This is a genomic window from Salinicola halimionae (assembly GCF_003206065.1).
In the GTDB taxonomy this organism is placed as follows: domain Bacteria; phylum Pseudomonadota; class Gammaproteobacteria; order Pseudomonadales; family Halomonadaceae; genus Salinicola; species Salinicola halimionae.
Map to the genome: position 1 here is coordinate 65,354 of NZ_PZJQ01000002.1, position 18,172 is coordinate 83,525.

The following is an 18,172-nucleotide window of genomic DNA, read 5'->3' on the forward strand; positions in this document are numbered from 1 at the left end:
CCAGACGATGATGAGACACAAAGACGGATTTTTTGGCCGCTGACCGACAGCCCCATAAAATATTTTTATGTGATAACAAGGGCGGCTCGAATGAACGAACGCGACTGGCAAATTTTGCACACCGTCTTCGAGACGCGAAGCGTGACCGGAGCTGCCGAGAAGCTCTTCACTTCTCAACCGGCACTCAGCTATCGGCTCAAGCGCCTCGAGGAGCACTTCGGTGTGTGCCTTTTCGAGCGTGACGGTCGTAAATTGAATTTCACTCAGGAGGGTGAACATCTCGTCGATCATGCACGGCGTATGCTGCGGGAAGATCTGCGCATGCGAGAGGAACTGACCCGTATGCAGCAGCATCCACACGGTGAGATTCGGCTGGGCGTGTCGAGCAATTACGCTGCCTACCGGCTCCCCCGACTGCTCGCGGCATTCCAGGCACGCCATGGCGGCGCCAGCTTCTCGCTCGTGAGCGGTCTCAGCCATGACCTGTTCGTGCAGTTGCAGCGCGAAGAGATTCATCTCGCCCTGGTGCGTGATTCGTTCAATTGGAAGGAGCGCAAGTTCATCGTCGATGAGGACCCGTTTTACGTCTTCAGTCGCGAGGCGATCGACTTCGACGACCTGCCGCGCTTGCCTCAGATAGCGTTGGATACGAGCACGTTTCAGAACCGACTGGTGGCCGACTGGTGGAATGCGCGCTTTTCGGAGCCGCCTCGTATCGCCATGAGAGTGGATAAGATCGAGGCTTGCATGGCCATGGTGAGGCACGGCCTCGGCTACACCATCGTATCGAGCATCGCCTTGCAGGAAGCAGATCGTCTTTTCCGCTTCCCTATCGTTCAGGCGGATGGGCAACAGCTCACCAACAAGACCTGGCTGCTCTATCGCACGCAGAGCGAGCGACTCCCCCTAGTGGAAAAGCTGATCGATATGCTCAAACGACGAATGGCGTGAGATCGCCGCCAGATCCAGATCGATTACTGCCAGCGTGCGACTTTCCGCCGGTGCGACTTTCCTGACATAGCTTCACATCTTCGTCATTAGCACCCCCTAATCTGTTGTCACGAGCACTATCGACAGCGGCCGCACGGGGACCACACGATGACGACGGATCGAAAGCATTTTTCCAGGCGTGACTTTCTGACCACCGGTGGTCGTCTCGGCATCGGCCTTGGCTTGGCCAGCACCGGGCTTCTAGCCGCGCCGGCAATCATCATGGCAGAGGGGCGCCGCCCAACCGTCGAAGGCGGCGTAATGAGCGGCGATGCGCTGACCGACCGCGCCATGCTGTGGGGACGAGCGAGCATGCCGTCTCGGATGCTGGTCGAGGTCGCCGACAACCCGGATTTCCGCGGCGCGCGTCAGCTGCCCTGGGTCGATGTGCTGCCCAGCACCGACCTGATCGGCAAGATCGATGCGACCGGCCTTCAGGGTCTCGATGCCGTTCACTACCGCGTGCGATTCGCGGCCCTGGGTGATCCACGGGCGATCAGCGAACCCGTCGTCGGACGGCTGCGGCTGCCGCCCTCTCAACCGAGAGACATTCGCTTCGTCTGGTCCGGTGACGTGGTCGGTCAGGGCTGGGGCATCGATGAGTCCAGAGGCGGCATGCGTACCTGGGAAACGATGCGCCAGGTCCGGCCTGATTTCTTCATCCACTCCGGCGACACGGTCTATGCGGACGGCCCTTTGGAAGCGGAAGCGGCTCTCCCCGACGGCGGCGTCTGGCGCAATATCGTCACGCCCGCCAAGCAGAAAGTCGCCGAGACGCTGGACGAATATCGTGGCCAACATACCTACAACCACCTCGACGCCAACTTCCGCCGCTTTGCAGCCGAAGTGCCGATGCTGGCCCAGTGGGACGATCACGAGACGACCAACAACTGGTATCCGCAGGAGCTCCTCGACAACGATCTCTATACGGAAAAGAACGTCGCGCTGCTGTCCGCCCGCGGTCGTCAGGCCTTTCTCGAATACATGCCGATTCGTCTGCCCTCCTCCGCGCCGCAGCGGATCTACCGCCGTTTTTCCTACGGGCCGGGGATGGAAGTGTTCATGCTGGATATGCGCAGCTATCGCGGCCCCAACAGTGCCAATCTGCAAGAGGAAGAATCAGCGGCCACCGCCTTCCTTGGCGAAAACCAGTTCCGCTGGCTGCGGCATGCGCTGAACGATTCCACCGCAACCTGGAAGATCATCGCAGCCGACATGCCGATCGGAATGGTGGTGCCGGATGGCGAACTGTTTGAGGCGATCGCCAACAATGATCCCGGTCAGCCGCTCGGGCGAGAACGGGAGATCGCCCGGCTGTTGCAGGCCATTCGCGATGACGATATCAGTAACGTCGTCTGGTTCACCGCCGACGTGCACTACACAGCCGCGCATCACTACGCCCCGGAGCGCGCCAGTTTCAAGGCGTTCAAACCGTTCTGGGAGTTCGTCAGCGGGCCGCTCCACGCCGGCACCTTCGGCCCCAGCGAGATGGACGCGACCTTCGGCCCTGAAGTGACATTCTTCAAGGCGCCGCCGGAGGGCCAGTCGAACCTGCCGCCGTCGGCGGGTTATCAGTTCTTCGGCCAGGCCGACCTGGACGCCGAGAGCAAGACGCTGACGATCCGCCTCAAGGACAGCGACGGCAAGACGCTGCATACGCAAGTGCTGGAGCCCGAGGCCCGTTCCGCCAACGCCTGACGGACACGGGCGGTGAGCAGCCATTCACACCACTTTGCCCGGATTCATGATGCCCAGCGGGTCGAGAGCGGCCTTGATCCAGGCTACTGGATAGCAAGTCGCACGGACCCCACGAGGTCCTTGAGTGGATTGACCAGGGTCCAGACATCGATATTGATCTGCTTTCGTCTTTCCTACTTCGCAAGGGCCTGGCTCCAGACTCCGGCACCTTCCAGCATCTCCATTCCCATGCTCAGTCCCATCAGCGTCTCGCAGCGTCGTGGCGGCAAACTAAGCTCAGCGCCTTCGCGAAATTTTCTGAACAAGGCGTCATCGCTTAGCGGATTGAGCGGGTTACCCAGCGCCATATCGACGCGCAGAGTGCGGTGTCGGCCGTCTTGTGTAATCAGCGTCACCTCCGGCTCACCATCGCGAGGGCATTGGTCATCGACGATCAACTCCACCCGCAGCATGCAATCCCGTAACGCCGTCGCTTGCCGATTTTCGAGCGTGTAGGCGGAAAGGCCCGCGGAACCCAGTGTCGCCATCGCCGCCAGCGCATAGGGCAGGCTCATCTGAGCGCTGGCCAGTGAGTCGATGTCACGCGTGCTGCACATGTCGTTCAGAAAGGGGCTGAGTCGAACCTGGATTCGCTGGATGTTTGCTTCGGCGGCTTTCGCGTCGAGTTCGGCCTCGCGCATCAGGGCCGACAGCGCATCGATCGCCGCATGCGCACCGCGACAGGAGGCGTAGGGCTTGATCGAACAGCGCGACAGCTTCCAGGTTTGCCCCAGTTCCGCCGTCAGCGCGGCGGGCTCGGCATGCCCTGCCGCGAGCGTCGACAGATATCCGCCCCAGACGTCATCAAACAATTGGCTCGGCCCGACCACACCGGCGCGCGCCATCAGCGCGGCGTTGACACCGCCCTGCGCCGCCTGGCCGGCGTGCAGCTTCTTGCTCTCGGCGCCATCGTGAATGAACGCCCACAGTCCGGAGCTAAAACTGCCGGACAGCGTAATGGCCGAGCGCAACGCCTCGAACTCCAGATTCATCAATTTAGCGCAGGCCGCGGCTGCTCCGAACACGCCGCAGGTGCCGGTAGAATGCCAACCATCGCCGTTGTGTTGGGCATAACCGCCACAGGCTTCCAGCACGCGACGCCCGACCTCGTAACCTACGATCATCGCGGTGAGTAGCTCCGGACCGCTGATGCGACGTTCGATCAGCGGCAATATCGCAAGCAACGCGGGTATCACGACAGCACCAGAATGATCACAGCCACCGGTATCATCCAGCTCCAATGCATGCACCGATACGCCGTTGACGAAGGCCGCCATTCGCGGAGATAAGCGCTGATCGGTTCCCCAGACGATGGCTTCGCCGCTCGGCTCATGCAGCCCGTTCATTATCTTGCGGCCAATATCGCTGGTTGCCCCGGCCAGACCGGCCCCCAGCGTATCCAGCCAGTGGCGCTTGGCCTGCGCCACCACGGCGGCGGGAATCTCCTCGAAACGCAGCGCGTGCAAAAAATGCACCAATGGACCGAGCGTGTGACGCGTCACTGGGATTCACTTCTGTAGCGCTGGAACGCGCTGGCGGGATGATCAGGAGGAATGTCCGGACCATTGGCGGCCCACCAACGGGCGACGCCTTCCCCGGTAGCCACCCAGCGCGCAGGCTGATCACGTAAACCCGCCAGCAATTCACGGAGCAAATCGGCCCGCCCCGGCGTGCCGATAAGTTCAGGGTGCAGGCGCATCACGGCGCACAGGCCAAAACGGTGGAATCCATCGAGATCGGCCTGCCAGTTGGCCAGGGTTTCACGATAGCCGGCGATTCGCGATTGCCCGGGCGGTACCGGCGGCGACAGGTTGAACGCCAGATAGGCATCGTCATCGAGCTCGTAGTGCAGCGGTAGCTCGATAAGGCTCGGCGCTTCAGGGTGTCGATACGGCAGATCATCGCCGCGCCAGGATGACGACCAGTGAAAACCGGCCTGCGTCAGTTCACGTTCGAATCCCGGCGCCCAGGCGCCCAATGGCAAACGAAAGCCGGTGGGCAGCTTACCGGTCCGCGCCGCCAGCGCATCGCGCCCACGCCACAAAACCTGAACCTGATCCTGCGGCGTCAGTGTCGAAAAATCCTCGTACTCGTAACCGGCACAGGCGATTTCATGACCTGCAGCGGCAATCTCATCGACCAGCGCACCCTGGGTCTCCGCAAGCCGGCCGGGCAAAAACCAACTGACGCGAAGCCCCGCATCATCCAGCCGAGCCAGCAGTCGTTCCACGCCACGCTGGCTGCCGTAGCGCCAGACCGACAGGCTTTTGTCGCGCCCGGCCATGGCGGGCACCTGCGCCAAAATACCCAACACATCGCTGTAGTCGACCGTTAGCACTACCGCGCTGCGCTTGCCCTCAGGCCAGATCGGATCGGTATTATCCTGCATGACGGGGCTCCTGATCTGGAGACTGCCCCGGAGACTGAGCCGGCAGTTGCTGCCAGAATTCCGCCACATCACGACAGCGTGCGAACCACACATCTTCATGCGCCGTCATATGGGCCAGGAAAGCCTCCAGCAAGGCCATGCGCCCGGGTCTCGCTGAGACCTTGGGATGCAACAGCGTGGTCATCGACAACCCTTCTTCATGGCTGCCGTCGAATTCCGCGCACCAGTTGGCCAACACCTGCGCATAGGGTGCGGTGCGATCGAGCCCGCGGGGAAAGTCGGGCGCTCGTTGATAAGCGAGACTCGCGTAATCATCGAGTTCCCAGCGCGCCGGAATCTCGATCAGCCCCTGAGGATGGCCGTCGACCGCGACATGATAAGGGCGGTCATCACCGCGCATGCTGCTGGAATAACGCACACCGAATTCGTTCAAAATATCGGGCGTTTGTGCGCCCCAGTCACCGGAGGGCGTGCGAAAGCCCACCGGGCGAACACCCAGCAAATCGTGAAAAATCGCCTGACTTCGAGTCATGATCTCGCGCTGCTGCGCGTCATCGAGCGTCCAGAAAAGTTCGTGACGGTGTCCGTGATAGGCGACTTCATGTCCCGCCTCGATAATCGCCCGGCACTGAGTGGGCCAGTGCTCAATCACCCAGGTGGGAACGAAGAACGTGGCCGGTAGGCGAAAGGTTTCCAGCATCGTCAAAATTCTGGGCAGAGCGCGATACGGGCCATAGGCGCCCAGCGTGAAATAGGCAGGATTGCCCTTCAGCGATCCATCGAGCATGGCATCACCGGTAGGGCCATCGAGATCGAAAGCCAGCGCGACACACGAACGTGCGCCGCCCGGCCAGGCAATGGAAGGTCTCAAGAGTTTGACCTCATCAATCAGGTAGGCGGCGCGGACGCTGATGCCAGTAGCTCAGGTCCCGGCGTTGATACTCACTTTCTCTACCGCGGACTCCTGCAGCCCCCACTTTTCGATGATCTGCTCGTAGCTGCCGTCCTCGATCATCGAATCCAGCGCGGACGAGAGCGCATCGCGCAGTGCCTCGTTGTCATTGGAGACCGCCATGCCGGTGTACTGATGGCTCAGCGGCTTGCCGAGAATGCGATAGGTGTCCGGTTCGTTGGATGCGAAATAGGGCAAGGTCTCGCTACCCTGCACGGCCGCGTCCAGTCGGCCCTGGCGCAGTTGAGCGCGGGCATCTGCCGAGCCTTCGGTACCCACGAAAGTAATCGCCGGCTTGTCTGCAGCCTCACAGTTGGCAGCACTCCAGGCCTTGACCTCATCGGGGTAGGTCGTGCGCCGGCTACCACCGACGTTCTTGCCGCACAGATCCAGCGGGGCCTTGATCCCCTCGTTGCGCAGCATGGTGTAGAACTGCGGCCCGGTGCGCAGGTAATCGATGAAGTCCACTACCTCCTGGCGCTTCGGCGTGTCGGTCATGCCCGATAGCACCAAATCACTGCGACCCGTCTTGAGCCCGCTGATCATTTGCTCAAAGGCGGTCTCTTCCCAGCGAATCTCGATACCCAGTTTTTCACCCAGCGCGACACCGAGGTCGTAATCGAAGCCGGTGATCTCGTTGGTCGCCGGGTCCTTGAACTCCATCGGTGGATAGTTGGGAACGATAGCCGCGCTGAGATAGCCACGGTCGACGATATCCTTTGGCAATTCGCTGGCCTGAACGACCTGGCACAGCGAGGTTGCGGTCAATGCCATCAGCAGTAGGGATTTCTTCATGGGATCATCTCTTGTGGTTGTCGTTGATGGATCTTGCGTTCATGGCATGAATGATTTTTTCAATTGCCAATGATGCGTTGAATAATAGCGGCGGCGGTTCGCTAGTTGAGTACCGCGGAAATGAACCCGCGAGTGCGTTCGTTGCGCGGATACATGAGTATTTCTTCCGGTGCGCCGGTTTCGACGATCTGTCCGGCATCCATGAACACCACGCGGTTGGCGACTTCACGCGCAAATCCCAGTTCATGGGTCACCACGATCATCGACATTCCGCTGCGGGCAAGGTCTCGCATCACCTGTAGCACTTCGCCGACCAGTTCTGGATCCAACGCTGAAGTCGGCTCGTCGAACAGCATCAAGCGTGGCCGCATGGCCAGCGCCCGGGCAATCGCCACGCGCTGCTGTTGTCCGCCGGAAAGCTCGACCGGGTAGGCATTGGCCTTGTCCGACAGGCCCACACGCTCGAGCAGCTCAAGTGCCTGCTCGCGACACTCTCGCGGTGAGCGCTTGAGCACCTGAATCGGCCCTTCGATGATGTTCTCCAGCGCGGTCATGTGTGGGAACAGATTGAAACGCTGAAACACCATGCCGGTGGCTAATCGCTGGCGCGCGATCTGCCTGTCATCCAGCTCATGCAGGGCGCTGCCCTCGATGCGATAGCCAATCAGCTCGCCGTCGACCCACAGCCCACCGCCGTCGATCTTTTCCAGCTGATTGATGCAGCGCAGTAGCGTGCTCTTGCCCGAGCCCGAAGGCCCGACGATACAGACGACTTCGCCGTTTTCGATATCAATGTCGACATGATCGAGGGCGACGAAATCACCGAATTTCTTGACGACGGACTGCCCCTGGACGATGAAACTCATGGCTTGTCTCGCTCCCTAGTGATCGACGCGGCCGGAACCGCGGGCGAAACGACGTTCGAGCTGTCTCTGGCCAAACGACATGATGGTCACCACGACCAGATACCAGATACCCGCCACGATCAGCAGCTCCATGACGCGGGCATTGGCGTAGTAGATGTTCTGGGCGTTGTGGAGAATTTCCGAGTACTGAATGACGCTGGCCAGACTGGTCATCTTGATCATGCTGATGGTTTCGTTACCGATCGGCGGCAGGATGACGCGCATCGCCTGTGGCAGTACGATTCGGCGCAGGCTCTTGAGCCGGGTCATGCCGATCGACATGGCCGCCTCGTACTGCCCGTTATCCACCGATAGCAAACCACCGCGAACGACCTCTGCCGTGTAAGCCCCCTGATTGATACCCAGACCGAGTAGCGCCGCGACAAACGGCACCATGACATCCACGGTTCGTGCTTCGAAAACGCCCGGGACACCCAACGTGGGGAAGACCAGCGCGAGGTTGAACCACAGCAGTAGTTGAAGAATGATCGGCGTGCCGCGAAAGAACCAGATGTATCCCTTGGCGACATAACGCAGCACGGGATTGCTCGACATCCTCATGATCGCGAAGATAACGCCGAGGACCACACCGAGAATCATGGCCAGAATCGACATCAATACGGTGTTGCCCAAACCCCACAGAATCGCCTTGGCTGTTAGAAAGCGTCCGACGATGCTCCACTCGATATCGCCATTGGCAAACGCGTGTATCAGCGCGCCCAAAAGCCCCAGGATGATGATCGAGGAGACAAGGCGTCCGTAATGTCGGCGCGGCACGATTTTATAATCGGAAAGTTTCGTCGACGAAGCTGACGGTGTCTGGTTCGACGTATGAGTCGTTGTCTGCATTGGAAAGTCCTGCACGATCAAGCGGTGGTCGGGAAACGCAAGCACGGCGCTCAGGCGACGCGTGGCCCCCGATAATCACTTAGCGAGCCCTGCTGCTGCTGGATCGCCACTCGCAGCCGCTCAAGCTGGCTACCGACCTGAGCCGGCGCGGTGCCGCCATATCCATCACGCGCTTCGAGAGCGGCCTCCAGCGTCAGCGCATCAAGCACACCGGCATCCAGACGCGGATCGATCGATTGCAACTGCGCCGCCGAGATCTCGCTGAGCTCGATGCCTTCCTGCTCGCACAAGCGCACCACCTGTCCGGTGATCTCGTGGGCTTCGCGGAAACTGACATCGCGCATCGACAGCCAATCGGCAATCTCGGTGGCCAGCGTGAAGCCCAGCGGTGCCTGACGGCGCAGCTCATCAACGTTGACCGTCATCGTCGCGATCATGCCCGCCATTGCCGGCAGCACGAGATCCAGCGTTTCAAGCGCATCCAGCACCTGATACTTGTCCTCGCCCAGATCCCGGTTGTAGGAGAGCGGCTGGGCCTTGAGCGTCGACATCAGCCCGGTCAGATTGCCAATCAAACGGCCGGACTTGCCTCGGGTCAGCTCGGCAATATCGGGGTTTTTCTTCTGAGGCATGATCGAGCTGCCGGTGGCATAACCGTCATCCAGCACGACCCACTGGAACTGTCGCGAGGTCCACAGACAAACCTCCTCACCCAAACGCGATAGATTGACGCCGACCATGCTGGCGATAAACAGAAACTCGGCCACATGATCTCGGCTTGCCACCGCATCGATCGAATTCTCGCAGGCGCCCTCAAAGCCCATGGACTGGGCCGCACGCTCAGCGCCTCGGGTCACGGCCGAACCGGCCAACGCAGCCGCGCCCAGCGGCGAGAGCGAAAAGCGTCGATCCCAATCGATGATCCGCTGCACATCACGCAGCAGCGACTGGGCGTGCGCCAGCAGCTGGTGGCCAAAAACGATCGGCTGAGCCTGCTGCAGATGGGTAAAACCGGGAGCCACGGAATGAAGGTGTACCTCCGCCTGTTCGGCCAGAGCGTTCATCAATTCATGAATCTGTGCCGCCAGCTGACGAATCCGATCCCTCAGCAGCAGCCGCATGTCGTTGGCTGCCTGGTCATTGCGAGACCGCCCCGCCCGTAGCTTTCCACCCAGCGCACTCAAACGCTCGGTAAGAAGTCGTTCGAGAAACGTATGGACGTCTTCATCGGCTTCGATAGGCTCGACCTTGCCCGCGCGGAAATCCTGATCAATTTCATTCAGTGTGGCCTGGATTTTGGTCGCCTCGTCAGCGGTCAGGATGCCGGCATGTTGCAGCTCGACGCAGTGGGCCCGAGAGCCGGCAATGTCATAGGGGAGAAGATCGAAGTATCGGACGGGAGAGCGTGACAAACGCGCCATGGCATCACTGGGGCCGGTCGAAAACCGGGCACCCCAGAGTCGATCACTGGTGTGGCTCATTGAATATTCCTGCTGTTTGTAGTTGTCTTTTGTCGGTCGCCGCCGATTGAATTCGATAACAATGTTTTGGCAGCGACCTCATCTCAGGGCTGACACAAGCGGCTAATAACAGCTATCTCACGAGAGAAACGCGATGGGAAATATCAAAGATGGAAAGTGAGCTTTCAAAAACGGAAAGTGCCCGCGCGCGCAACGGCCCCAGAGCGGGATTCCGCGTTGGCGCGATGGAATTGAAATTGTTGAGAGTTTTCAAGACGGTGGTGGAATCCGGCGGTTTTTCGTCGGCACAGCATCCTTTGGGAATCAGCCTCGCCTCGATCAGCAAGCAGATTTCCGATCTGGAGGTCAGACTGGGGATGCGCCTGTGTACACGAGGTCGGGATGGTTTCGAACTCAGTGAAGAAGGCGAAATTGTCTATCGCAATACGCTGTCACTTTTCCGCACCCTTGAGGATTTCAGCGATCGTATTACCGCCTCGGACGAGATCGTGGGAGAGCTGAGTCTCGCGGTGATCGATAACACCATTAGCGACCCGGAATCTCCGGTCATTAATGCGCTGAACCAACTCAATATTTGCGCCCCAAGAGTGCGCGTTTCATTAAGCATTTCCTCTCTCGAGGAGGTCGAAAGAGGGCTACAGTCGGGTCGGTTTCATGGGGCAATTATGCCAAATTACGAAACCGATATCTCTGCCAACAGACCAGATCAGTTCGAGAAAATAGCGCTCTATGAGGAACACAGTGGACTTTACTGCGGCCTCAATCATCCGGTCTTCGGCAGTGCCGATCAGCAGACAATAAACACGTTGAAACCGTATAAATTCGTCACCCACAGTTACGTCAACAGTGAACAAAGAAGACAGCTAATAAGTCAGTTCGATAATCTTTCATCTGCCACGCAGGTAGAAGCCGTGGCCATGCTAATTCTATCGGGTGTCTACGTCGGAGTTTTACCACATCATTACGCTAAACAGTACGTTGAACAGCGTCGTATGGCACCACTGCTGACAGCCAATCCCCCGTTTTCCACATCAATGGAGTTAGTGTGGAATGCAAGAGTCGGATTCTCTCAGGCTCTCAATTGCTTTATCGATATCATACAACGCCACTAACGAGCACTCAGGCTCGGCCTGCTCTTGTGTGAGAGGGATATTTCCCCCCAAAGTCTTTACATCAACCTGTCTAAACCAGCTTGCCCGGATTCATGATACCGAGCGGGTCGAGCGCAGTCTTGATCGCGCGCATCACCGCCCAGCCTTCACCGTGCTCGGCTTCCATATAGGCGCGCTTGCCGGTGCCGATGCCGTGCTCGCCGGTGCAGGTACCGCCGACGGCCAGGGCGCGCTCGATCAAGCGCTGGTTGAATGCCGCCAACGTATCGAGCTCCTGCTCGCTATGGCGATCGACAGCGACGACCAGATGAAAATTGCCGTCACCGACATGGCCCAGCAGCGGCGCGATCAGGCCGCTCTCCGTTACGTCATGCTGGGTTGCTTCGATGCATTCCGCCAGCTTCGAAATCGGCACGCAGATGTCGGTGGCCAGGAACTCCATCCCCGGGCGCAGCGCCTTGGCCGCGTAGGCGGCATCGTGACGCGCTTGCCATAGCGTCTGGCGATCCTCTTCCTTGGTCGCCCAGGCGAAGTCGCTGCCGCCGAACTCCTGGCACAGTTCGGCCATCGATTCAGCCTGCTCCTTCACCCCGGCATGAGTGCCGTGGAACTCCAGGAACAGCGTCGGCTTCTCGGCATAGTCGAGCCGGGAGAACGCATTCACCGCGCGCATGGCGAGGGTATCCATCAGCTCGATCCGCGCCATCGGGATGCCGTACTGGATCGAGGCGATCACCGCATCGATGGCGCCGGCGACGTCGTCGAACGCGACCGTCGCCGAGGAGATCGCTTCCGGCAGCCCATGCAGCTTCACGTTCAACTCGGTGATGATACCGAGCGTACCTTCGGCGCCGATCATCAGATGGGTCAGGTCGTAGCCGGCCGCAGACTTGCGTGCCCGGGTACCGGTCTCGACGATGCGGCCATCCGGCATTACCACGGTCATCGACAGCACGTTCTCGCGAATGGTGCCGTAACGCACGGTGTTGGTGCCGCTGGCGCGGGTCGAGGCCATGCCGCCCATGCTGGCGTCCGCACCGGGATCGACGGAGAAGAACAGCCCGGTCGCGCGTAGATGGGTATTGAGCTGGGTGCGCGTCACGCCCGGCTGGACGGTGACGTCCATATCTTCCGGGCGAACCTCGATGACCGTATTCATCTGCGAAAGATCGACGCACAGCCCGCCCCGATCGGCGATCACCTGGCCTTCGATCGAGGTGCCAACGCCGTAGGGAATCACCGGCACCCGATGCGTCGCACAGGCCCGCACCACGGCAGAGACTTCCTCGGTGGAATGCGGAAAGCAGACCGCATCCGGCGCCGCCGGATGATGCCAGGACTCGTCATGCCCATGCTGCTCGCGAATCCCCGCCGCCGTGGTAATCCGATCACCGAGAACCGGGTCGAGGCCGGCGACCAACGCCTGAATCGTGGCAGCGGAGGGGCGAGGGGAAAGATCGGTAGGCAGCGCGGCGAAAGACATGAAAGACAACCTCGAATAGACCAGGAATGACAGACAGTGAGCAAGCTATCTATCATCCCAGCATACCGGATATTGAACCTGTCAGTCCGTCACTCTTTCGCGAGCATCCCGGCTGGAGACAGTTTCCGCCTTACCGAAAACCCGCTCCAGATGCTCGCGGTACTCTGCCGTGTGCCGTTCGACGTCAGGCATCTTCATGACATCGTTGGCGATGAAGATGGGTAATCCTTCCAGCCCGACGAAGGTCTGCGATTTGTGGAACGCGAAGTAGACGCCGTCGACGCCACGTCCTTCGAAAAAATTGTCCGACTCGTCGAACGCCTCTCGCGGGGCGTTCCAGGTCAACGAGAGCATGTAGCGTCGGCCCTGCAGCAACCCGCCGCTGCCGTACTGCTTGCTCGGGTCGTGACGCGAACGCCCATCGTTGGCGTAGAGCGAACCGTGGCCGGCGGTGAAGACTTCGTCGATATAGCGCTTCACGCTCCACGGCGTGCCCATCCACCAGCCGGGCATCTGATAGACGATGGTGTCGGCCCATAGATAGTTCTGCACTTCGGCGTCGACGTCGTAGCCCTGCTCGATGATCGTTTCGTGAACCTGATGACCCAGTTCCCGCAGCTCCTCCACGGCAACTTCGTGGAACGTATTGTTGAGTTCACCGCCGGAATGGGCAAACGGCTTACCGCCATTGATCAAAAGTATCTTCATTATGTCGTCTCTCGATAAAAATAACGAAGCGGCCTTGCAGCGCAAGGCCACTGGTCGATGCAACGATTGTGACGCCTTCCCGCAAAAGAAAAACCCGACTGGCGACAAGTCACTTTTGATTTAAAATCAACAAACCTATCGAAAGGCGATCGGCACTCCATGAAAAGCACCCTGGAAGAGCAGCAGGCCTTCATCGCCGTGGTCGACAGCGGCTCGATCACCGCCGCCGCCGAGCGGCTGGAAATGACCGTTTCCGGCGTCAGCCGTTCCCTCAACCGGCTGGAGCAAAAACTGGCGACGACATTGCTGCGGCGAACGACGCGCCGGCTGGAGTTGACCGAAGAGGGCGAAACCTTCCTCGCTCATTGTCGGCGCATACTGGCTGCCGTGGAAATTGCGGAAGAGGCGATCATCGGTCACCATGATCAGCCCCAAGGTCGGCTGCGCATCAACGCCGCGCCGAGCTTCATGCAGCTCGTTATCGTGCCGGTGATCGGCGAATTTCGGGCCCGCTACCCCGGCATCACGCTGGAACTCGACACCCACGACCGCTTCATCGATCTGCTCGAGCAGCGCGTCGACCTCGCCATCCGCATCGGCGAGCTGAACGACTCCTCGCTGCATGCCCGTCCGCTCGGCCACAGCCCGCTACGGCTTCTCGCCAGCCCCCGCTATCTCGAGCGCCATGGCGTGCCGCGACGCATCGAGGATCTCTCTCACCACAGCCTGCTCGGTTTCAGCCAGCTGGACCACCTCAACGACTGGCCGCTGCTCGACGCCCAAGGCCAGCCGTTTCACGTGAAACCTTCGCTCTCTGCCTCCAGCGGTCCGACCCTGCTGGAGCTGGTGACGGCCGGCGAGGGGATCGCCTGTCTGGCCGATTACATGACCCTTCGGCCCCGCCAACTCGGTACGCTCATCGACATACTACCCGATCAGACCCAGTTCCAGACCCAGCGCATCAACGTCGTCTACTATCGTCAGACCGCGCTCTCCCGTCGCGCCCGGCTACTGATGGATTTTCTTGCACAGCGGCTGCCGGGAGACTATCTGAGTATCTGAGACCCATCGACGAGCACATTGCGACGCCCTGGGGCCTCTCGGCAATTTATATCGGTTCCTCCTTAACCTGGATCGAATCCTCGGGCCTCTCTTAAACAGTATCTTGTCGAGCATGAGCATGTGATGCGCCAAGGCGGGCGCAACGTTTTACGAAGGAGCGTACGATGCCCCACCCCGATTGGCGGCGCACGCTGCGTCGGCTCCGTGCCGAGTGGGCAACACCGGCGGAAGAGCCTCAGACACTCGCGCGGCGTCTCAAAGAGTTGATTGCGCTGGAGCTCGATCGACTGCCACGGCCGGCCGTGGGCGAGACTTTGACCCGCTGGGCGACGCTGGCAGACATTGCCGGCCTGGATCTCGCGCTGGTCAAACTGTTCGAAGGCCACACCGACGCGCTGGCGATCATCGCCGAGCTGAGCGACGCCGATCGCTTCCCGCCAGCGGCGACATGGGCCGTGTGGGCGGCGGAACCGCCGTTTGCCAGGGTTGAAATCATACCCGTTGGCGCTGATACCGGGCCGCTGTCGGACCACCAGCGCGTACGCCTGAACGGTCGCAAGGCGTGGTGCTCCGGTGCCGCGACGGTCTCTCATGCGCTGGTCACCGCCTGGCATGAGCATATCCCTTATCTTGCCGCCGTCGACATGCGCGCGGCTGGCGTTCAGGTGACGAAAACCGGCTGGCACGCCGTCGGCATGGCAGCCACGCAGAGCGTGGATGTGGATTTCGACGGTGCCGAGGCGTTTCTCGTCGGACCCGCCAAAGGCTATCTACAACGCCCCGGTTTCTGGCAGGGCGGCATCGGCATCGCCGCCTGCTGGTGGGGCGCTGCCGCCAGACTGGGCGACATACTGCGAGCGAGCGTCGCCAAGCGTGACGACCCTCACGCCCTGGCGCATCTGGGCGCGGTCGACATCGCGCTACGCCATGGTGAAGCGCGCCTGCGAGATGCCGCCCGCTGGGTCGATGAGCACCCCCTCGGCGACGCCCGCTATCTGGCGTTGTCGGTACGCGGCGCCGTCGACGCCGTTGTCGAGGAAGTCATTCATCATGTCGGGCGCGGCGTCGGTGCCGGCCCTTACTGTCGCGATCCGGCCTTTGCCCGGCTGATCGCCGACCTGCCGGTATTCGTCCGCCAGTGCCACGCCGAGCGCGACCTGCAGGCGATCGGAGACTATCGCCGACAGGATCACGAGGAAATATCGGAATGGAATCTATGGCCATGATCGAAGACGAGCGGCGAATCGAAGGCGATGGCACGCCGCTGGACACCTGGCTTGGCTGGCCGGCGCTGGCGACATTGCCCACGTTCGATCTGGAAGCGCGAATCGCCAACGGTCGACGCGTAGTAGTGGTGGCGCCGCACCCCGACGATGAGATCCTCGGTTGCGGCGCCCTGCTGCAGCAGTGTCATGCCCTGGGTCGCGAGCTTTTGATGCTCTCGGTGACCGACGGCACCGGCAGCCACCCGGACTCGACACGCTGGCCACCCGAGCGGCTGGCCGCCACGCGACCCGAGGAGAGCCAGCGCGCACTGGCCTGCCTGGGGCTCGACGACATCGCGACGATTCGTCTGAGACTGCCCGACACGCAGGTCGCCACGGAAAAGGCGGAACTCGCCTTCCGGCTGCACCAAGTGCTGCGTGACGACGACGTCATCGTCACGACATGGCGCGGGGACGGTCATGCCGATCATGAAGCAGTCGGCGAGGTCTGTGCCAAGCTGCTGAAGGAGAGCCAGCGTACCCTGCTCGAGATGCCGATCTGGATGTGGCACTGGGCGACGCCGGACGACCCGCGCGTGCCGTGGCATCGCGCTTGCCGGCTGCCCGCCGCCCCCGCCGAAATCGAACGCAAGCAACGCGCCATGCTCGAACACGTCAGCCAGTGCGAGCCAGACCCCTCGACCGGTCGGCCACCGATTCTCTCTGCCCAGGCGCTTGCTCGACTGATGCAGAATCACGAGGTGGTGCTGACATGAGCGACCGCGGCATGAAAGATTCCGGTACCAGCGCTGATTTTTTGACCTCCGTCGCCGAAGACCGCACTGGAGACGCCGCCGAAGCCGAAACCAGGCTCGAACTTCACGCACATTTCGAGCGCCTGCACGCCCATTCCAGCGATCCGTGGCACTACGATGCTTCCTGGTACGAACAGCGCAAACGGGCTCTGACGTTGGCCATGCTGACTCGCGCGCGTTATCGCCGCGCTCTCGAACCCGGCTGCTCGGTGGGCGCGCTCAGCGCCGAACTGGCGCCGCGTTGCGATGAACTGCTCTGTTGGGATGTCAGCGCCAGCGCCGTTGCTCATGCCCGCCGACGACTCACGCCCTGGCCCCACGTGCGGATCGAACAACACGAGCTGTCGAACACGCCTTCCGAGGCACTCCCCACAGAGACATTCGATCTCATCGTCTTCAGTGAACTGGGGTATTACCTGGAACCCGCAGCATTGCAGGCAACGATCAGAGGGCTCAAGCAAGCCCTGCACGAATCCGGCGAGCTGGTAGCATGCCACTGGCGACATCCGCTGGCCGATGGCCGGATGAGCGGCGATGCCGTACACGAACGGCTGCACGACATCCTCGAACTGCCCCGAGTCAGCACTCTGATAGAGCGCGATTTTCGTCTGGATCTATGGTCTGCCGAGGCCACGGCATGATCGGTGTCGTCGTGCCGGCCCACAACGAGGAGACCTTGCTCGGCGCCTGCCTGGAGTCGCTGCAGGCGGCGGCGGGACACCCGGCGGTCATCGACGAAGGGGTACGTATCGTCGTCGTGCTGGACGCATGCAGCGACGGATCCTACGCGGTCGCTCGCCAGCGGGGAGTGACGACGCTCGACGTTGCCTTCACCAACGTCGGCATGTCGCGCCATGTCGGCGCGCAATGGCTGATCGAAAACGGCGCGCGCTGGCTGGCCTTCACTGACGCCGACACGATCGTTCAGCCCGACTGGCTCGCCCAGCAACTCGGCAGTCGCGCCGATGCCGTGTGCGGCGGTATCCGATTGGAAGGCTGGGATCAGTTGCCACGGGATCTGCGCCGCCGCTTCGTCGCCTATCGCCGCGCCCTGCCCGATGGCCGCCACATCCACGGCGCCAACCTGGGCGTCTCCGTCGGCGCCTATCAAGCGGTCGGCGGTTTCGCCCCGCTCGCCTCCCAGGAGGACGTGCATCTGGTAGACGCCCTGCAGCGGCACGGCTATACCATCGACTGGCGCGAAACCCTGAAAGTTCTCACCAGTACTCGTCAGGATGCCCGCGCTCCGGGCGGCCTCGGTGAACGACTACGCACCCTTCAGCTCTAAACACCCTGGCTTGTCGAACGGCTGCAGCGGGGCCCGGTCGGGGGCAACCTGGCGATGACCACCGGAGAGTCGGCAGCGCCCAGTCGTCGATTCGCCTAATGGCCGAAGGCAACCCATACTCGAAATGAATGGCGTACCTTGATGGCTTCTACGGGTCGACATGCCCTCACGATTCCAATGATGGGCACCGCTCACGACAGTGCGTCATGAGGTCACTTCACGACAGCATTTCATAACGAGCGCGCCTTTACTGAGCTTTTCCATCTCGCCGTGCCGTTTGCTGCTGCGTCATACTGCCTGCAGTCTCAGTGTTTACGGCTAACTGTTTACGTCTCACCGCTGACGCCTTACCCGTTCGAGCTGGCCACTGCCAGCGCCTTTTCGCTCTCGACAGGTTCGCC

Annotated in this window: 17 protein-coding genes; 8 read left to right on the forward strand and 9 right to left on the reverse strand. The window is 61.1% G+C overall.

The window, feature by feature from the left end:
• Positions 1 to 90: 90 nt before the first annotated feature.
• Positions 91 to 951 carry a LysR family transcriptional regulator gene (locus tag DOM27_RS00815; protein WP_188113663.1) on the forward strand — a complete coding sequence of 287 codons (861 nt, stop codon included), beginning with the start codon at positions 91 to 93 and terminating at the stop codon, positions 949 to 951.
• Positions 952 to 1,098: 147 nt separating this feature from the next.
• Positions 1,099 to 2,688, forward strand: coding sequence for an alkaline phosphatase D family protein (locus tag DOM27_RS00820; RefSeq protein ID WP_110654178.1), 1,590 nt, complete (start codon positions 1,099 to 1,101; stop codon positions 2,686 to 2,688).
• Positions 2,689 to 2,861: 173 nt separating this feature from the next.
• On the opposite strand, the gene DOM27_RS00825 is transcribed toward DOM27_RS00820, so the two are convergent.
• The 7 genes from DOM27_RS00825 to argH all read right to left on the reverse strand — a co-directional run bounded on the left by DOM27_RS00825 (position 2,862) and on the right by argH (position 10,098).
• On the reverse strand, positions 2,862 to 4,229 hold the full coding sequence (locus DOM27_RS00825) for an MmgE/PrpD family protein (RefSeq protein ID WP_110654179.1): 1,368 nt from the start codon (positions 4,227 to 4,229) through the stop codon (positions 2,862 to 2,864).
• Positions 4,226 to 5,116: a polysaccharide deacetylase family protein gene (locus DOM27_RS00830; RefSeq protein WP_110654180.1), complete on the reverse strand. Its 891-nt coding sequence runs from the start codon at positions 5,114 to 5,116 to the stop codon at positions 4,226 to 4,228. Before DOM27_RS00830 ends, DOM27_RS00825 begins: the two co-directional genes overlap by 4 nt.
• Positions 5,106 to 5,987, reverse strand: a complete 882-nt coding sequence (locus DOM27_RS00835) for a polysaccharide deacetylase family protein (RefSeq protein ID WP_223162248.1) — start codon at positions 5,985 to 5,987, stop codon at positions 5,106 to 5,108. The genes DOM27_RS00830 and DOM27_RS00835 overlap by 11 nt, the downstream gene beginning before the upstream one ends.
• 51 nt (positions 5,988 to 6,038) lie before the next feature.
• On the reverse strand, positions 6,039 to 6,863 hold the full coding sequence (locus DOM27_RS00840; RefSeq protein WP_110654181.1) for an ABC transporter substrate-binding protein: 825 nt from the start codon (positions 6,861 to 6,863) through the stop codon (positions 6,039 to 6,041).
• Between the two features lie 101 nt (positions 6,864 to 6,964).
• Positions 6,965 to 7,729, reverse strand: a complete 765-nt coding sequence (locus DOM27_RS00845; protein ID WP_110654182.1) for an amino acid ABC transporter ATP-binding protein — start codon at positions 7,727 to 7,729, stop codon at positions 6,965 to 6,967.
• Between the two features lie 15 nt (positions 7,730 to 7,744).
• On the reverse strand, positions 7,745 to 8,617 hold the full coding sequence (locus tag DOM27_RS00850; protein ID WP_110654183.1) for an amino acid ABC transporter permease: 873 nt from the start codon (positions 8,615 to 8,617) through the stop codon (positions 7,745 to 7,747).
• Between the two features lie 50 nt (positions 8,618 to 8,667).
• The gene (gene argH, locus DOM27_RS00855; protein WP_110654184.1) at positions 8,668 to 10,098 is read right to left on the reverse strand and encodes an argininosuccinate lyase; all 1,431 of its coding nucleotides are present in this window, start codon (positions 10,096 to 10,098) and stop codon (positions 8,668 to 8,670) included.
• Between the two features lie 149 nt (positions 10,099 to 10,247).
• On the opposite strand from argH, the gene DOM27_RS00860 reads away from it, so the two are divergent.
• Complete coding sequence (locus tag DOM27_RS00860) at positions 10,248 to 11,210, forward strand: LysR family transcriptional regulator (protein ID WP_110654185.1); 963 nt, start codon at positions 10,248 to 10,250, stop codon at positions 11,208 to 11,210.
• 70 nt (positions 11,211 to 11,280) lie between these two features.
• On the opposite strand, the gene DOM27_RS00865 is transcribed toward DOM27_RS00860, so the two are convergent.
• Positions 11,281 to 12,693 (reverse strand): FAD-binding oxidoreductase, encoded by a 1,413-nt coding sequence (locus DOM27_RS00865; RefSeq protein ID WP_110654186.1) that lies wholly within the window; start codon positions 12,691 to 12,693, stop codon positions 11,281 to 11,283.
• Positions 12,694 to 12,774: 81 nt separating this feature from the next.
• A complete protein-coding gene (locus DOM27_RS00870) occupies positions 12,775 to 13,401 on the reverse strand; it encodes an NAD(P)H-dependent oxidoreductase (protein WP_110654187.1) in 627 nt (208 codons plus the stop codon).
• 159 nt (positions 13,402 to 13,560) lie between these two features.
• Between DOM27_RS00870 and DOM27_RS00875 the strand changes: the two genes are divergently transcribed.
• The 5 genes from DOM27_RS00875 to DOM27_RS00895 all read left to right on the forward strand — a co-directional run bounded on the left by DOM27_RS00875 (position 13,561) and on the right by DOM27_RS00895 (position 17,771).
• The gene (locus DOM27_RS00875) at positions 13,561 to 14,463 is read left to right on the forward strand and encodes a LysR substrate-binding domain-containing protein (protein ID WP_110654188.1); all 903 of its coding nucleotides are present in this window, start codon (positions 13,561 to 13,563) and stop codon (positions 14,461 to 14,463) included.
• Between the two features lie 164 nt (positions 14,464 to 14,627).
• Complete coding sequence (locus DOM27_RS00880) at positions 14,628 to 15,689, forward strand: acyl-CoA dehydrogenase family protein (RefSeq protein ID WP_110654189.1); 1,062 nt, start codon at positions 14,628 to 14,630, stop codon at positions 15,687 to 15,689.
• Complete coding sequence (locus DOM27_RS00885; protein ID WP_110654190.1) at positions 15,671 to 16,444, forward strand: PIG-L deacetylase family protein; 774 nt, start codon at positions 15,671 to 15,673, stop codon at positions 16,442 to 16,444. Before DOM27_RS00880 ends, DOM27_RS00885 begins: the two co-directional genes overlap by 19 nt.
• Positions 16,441 to 17,124, forward strand: coding sequence for an SAM-dependent methyltransferase (locus DOM27_RS00890; protein WP_223162249.1), 684 nt, complete (start codon positions 16,441 to 16,443; stop codon positions 17,122 to 17,124). Before DOM27_RS00885 ends, DOM27_RS00890 begins: the two co-directional genes overlap by 4 nt.
• On the forward strand, positions 17,121 to 17,771 hold the full coding sequence (locus DOM27_RS00895) for a glycosyltransferase family 2 protein (RefSeq protein ID WP_110654191.1): 651 nt from the start codon (positions 17,121 to 17,123) through the stop codon (positions 17,769 to 17,771). The genes DOM27_RS00890 and DOM27_RS00895 overlap by 4 nt, the downstream gene beginning before the upstream one ends.
• The last annotated feature ends 401 nt before the right edge of the window (positions 17,772 to 18,172 follow it).

Coding starts and splice junctions, on each gene's coding strand:
- DOM27_RS00815 (WP_188113663.1), top strand. CDS start 91: ATGAACGAACGCGACTGGCAAATTTTGCACACCGTCTTCGAGACGCGA.
- DOM27_RS00820 (WP_110654178.1), top strand. CDS start 1,099: ATGACGACGGATCGAAAGCATTTTTCCAGGCGTGACTTTCTGACCACC.
- DOM27_RS00830 (WP_110654180.1), bottom strand. CDS start 5,116: ATGCAGGATAATACCGATCCGATCTGGCCTGAGGGCAAGCGCAGCGCG.
- DOM27_RS00840 (WP_110654181.1), bottom strand. CDS start 6,863: ATGAAGAAATCCCTACTGCTGATGGCATTGACCGCAACCTCGCTGTGC.
- DOM27_RS00845 (WP_110654182.1), bottom strand. CDS start 7,729: ATGAGTTTCATCGTCCAGGGGCAGTCCGTCGTCAAGAAATTCGGTGAT.
- DOM27_RS00850 (WP_110654183.1), bottom strand. CDS start 8,617: ATGCAGACAACGACTCATACGTCGAACCAGACACCGTCAGCTTCGTCG.
- argH (WP_110654184.1), bottom strand. CDS start 10,098: ATGAGCCACACCAGTGATCGACTCTGGGGTGCCCGGTTTTCGACCGGC.
- DOM27_RS00860 (WP_110654185.1), top strand. CDS start 10,248: ATGGAAAGTGAGCTTTCAAAAACGGAAAGTGCCCGCGCGCGCAACGGC.
- DOM27_RS00865 (WP_110654186.1), bottom strand. CDS start 12,693: ATGTCTTTCGCCGCGCTGCCTACCGATCTTTCCCCTCGCCCCTCCGCT.
- DOM27_RS00870 (WP_110654187.1), bottom strand. CDS start 13,401: ATGAAGATACTTTTGATCAATGGCGGTAAGCCGTTTGCCCATTCCGGC.
- DOM27_RS00875 (WP_110654188.1), top strand. CDS start 13,561: ATGAAAAGCACCCTGGAAGAGCAGCAGGCCTTCATCGCCGTGGTCGAC.
- DOM27_RS00880 (WP_110654189.1), top strand. CDS start 14,628: ATGCCCCACCCCGATTGGCGGCGCACGCTGCGTCGGCTCCGTGCCGAG.
- DOM27_RS00885 (WP_110654190.1), top strand. CDS start 15,671: ATGGAATCTATGGCCATGATCGAAGACGAGCGGCGAATCGAAGGCGAT.
- DOM27_RS00890 (WP_223162249.1), top strand. CDS start 16,441: ATGAGCGACCGCGGCATGAAAGATTCCGGTACCAGCGCTGATTTTTTG.
- DOM27_RS00895 (WP_110654191.1), top strand. CDS start 17,121: ATGATCGGTGTCGTCGTGCCGGCCCACAACGAGGAGACCTTGCTCGGC.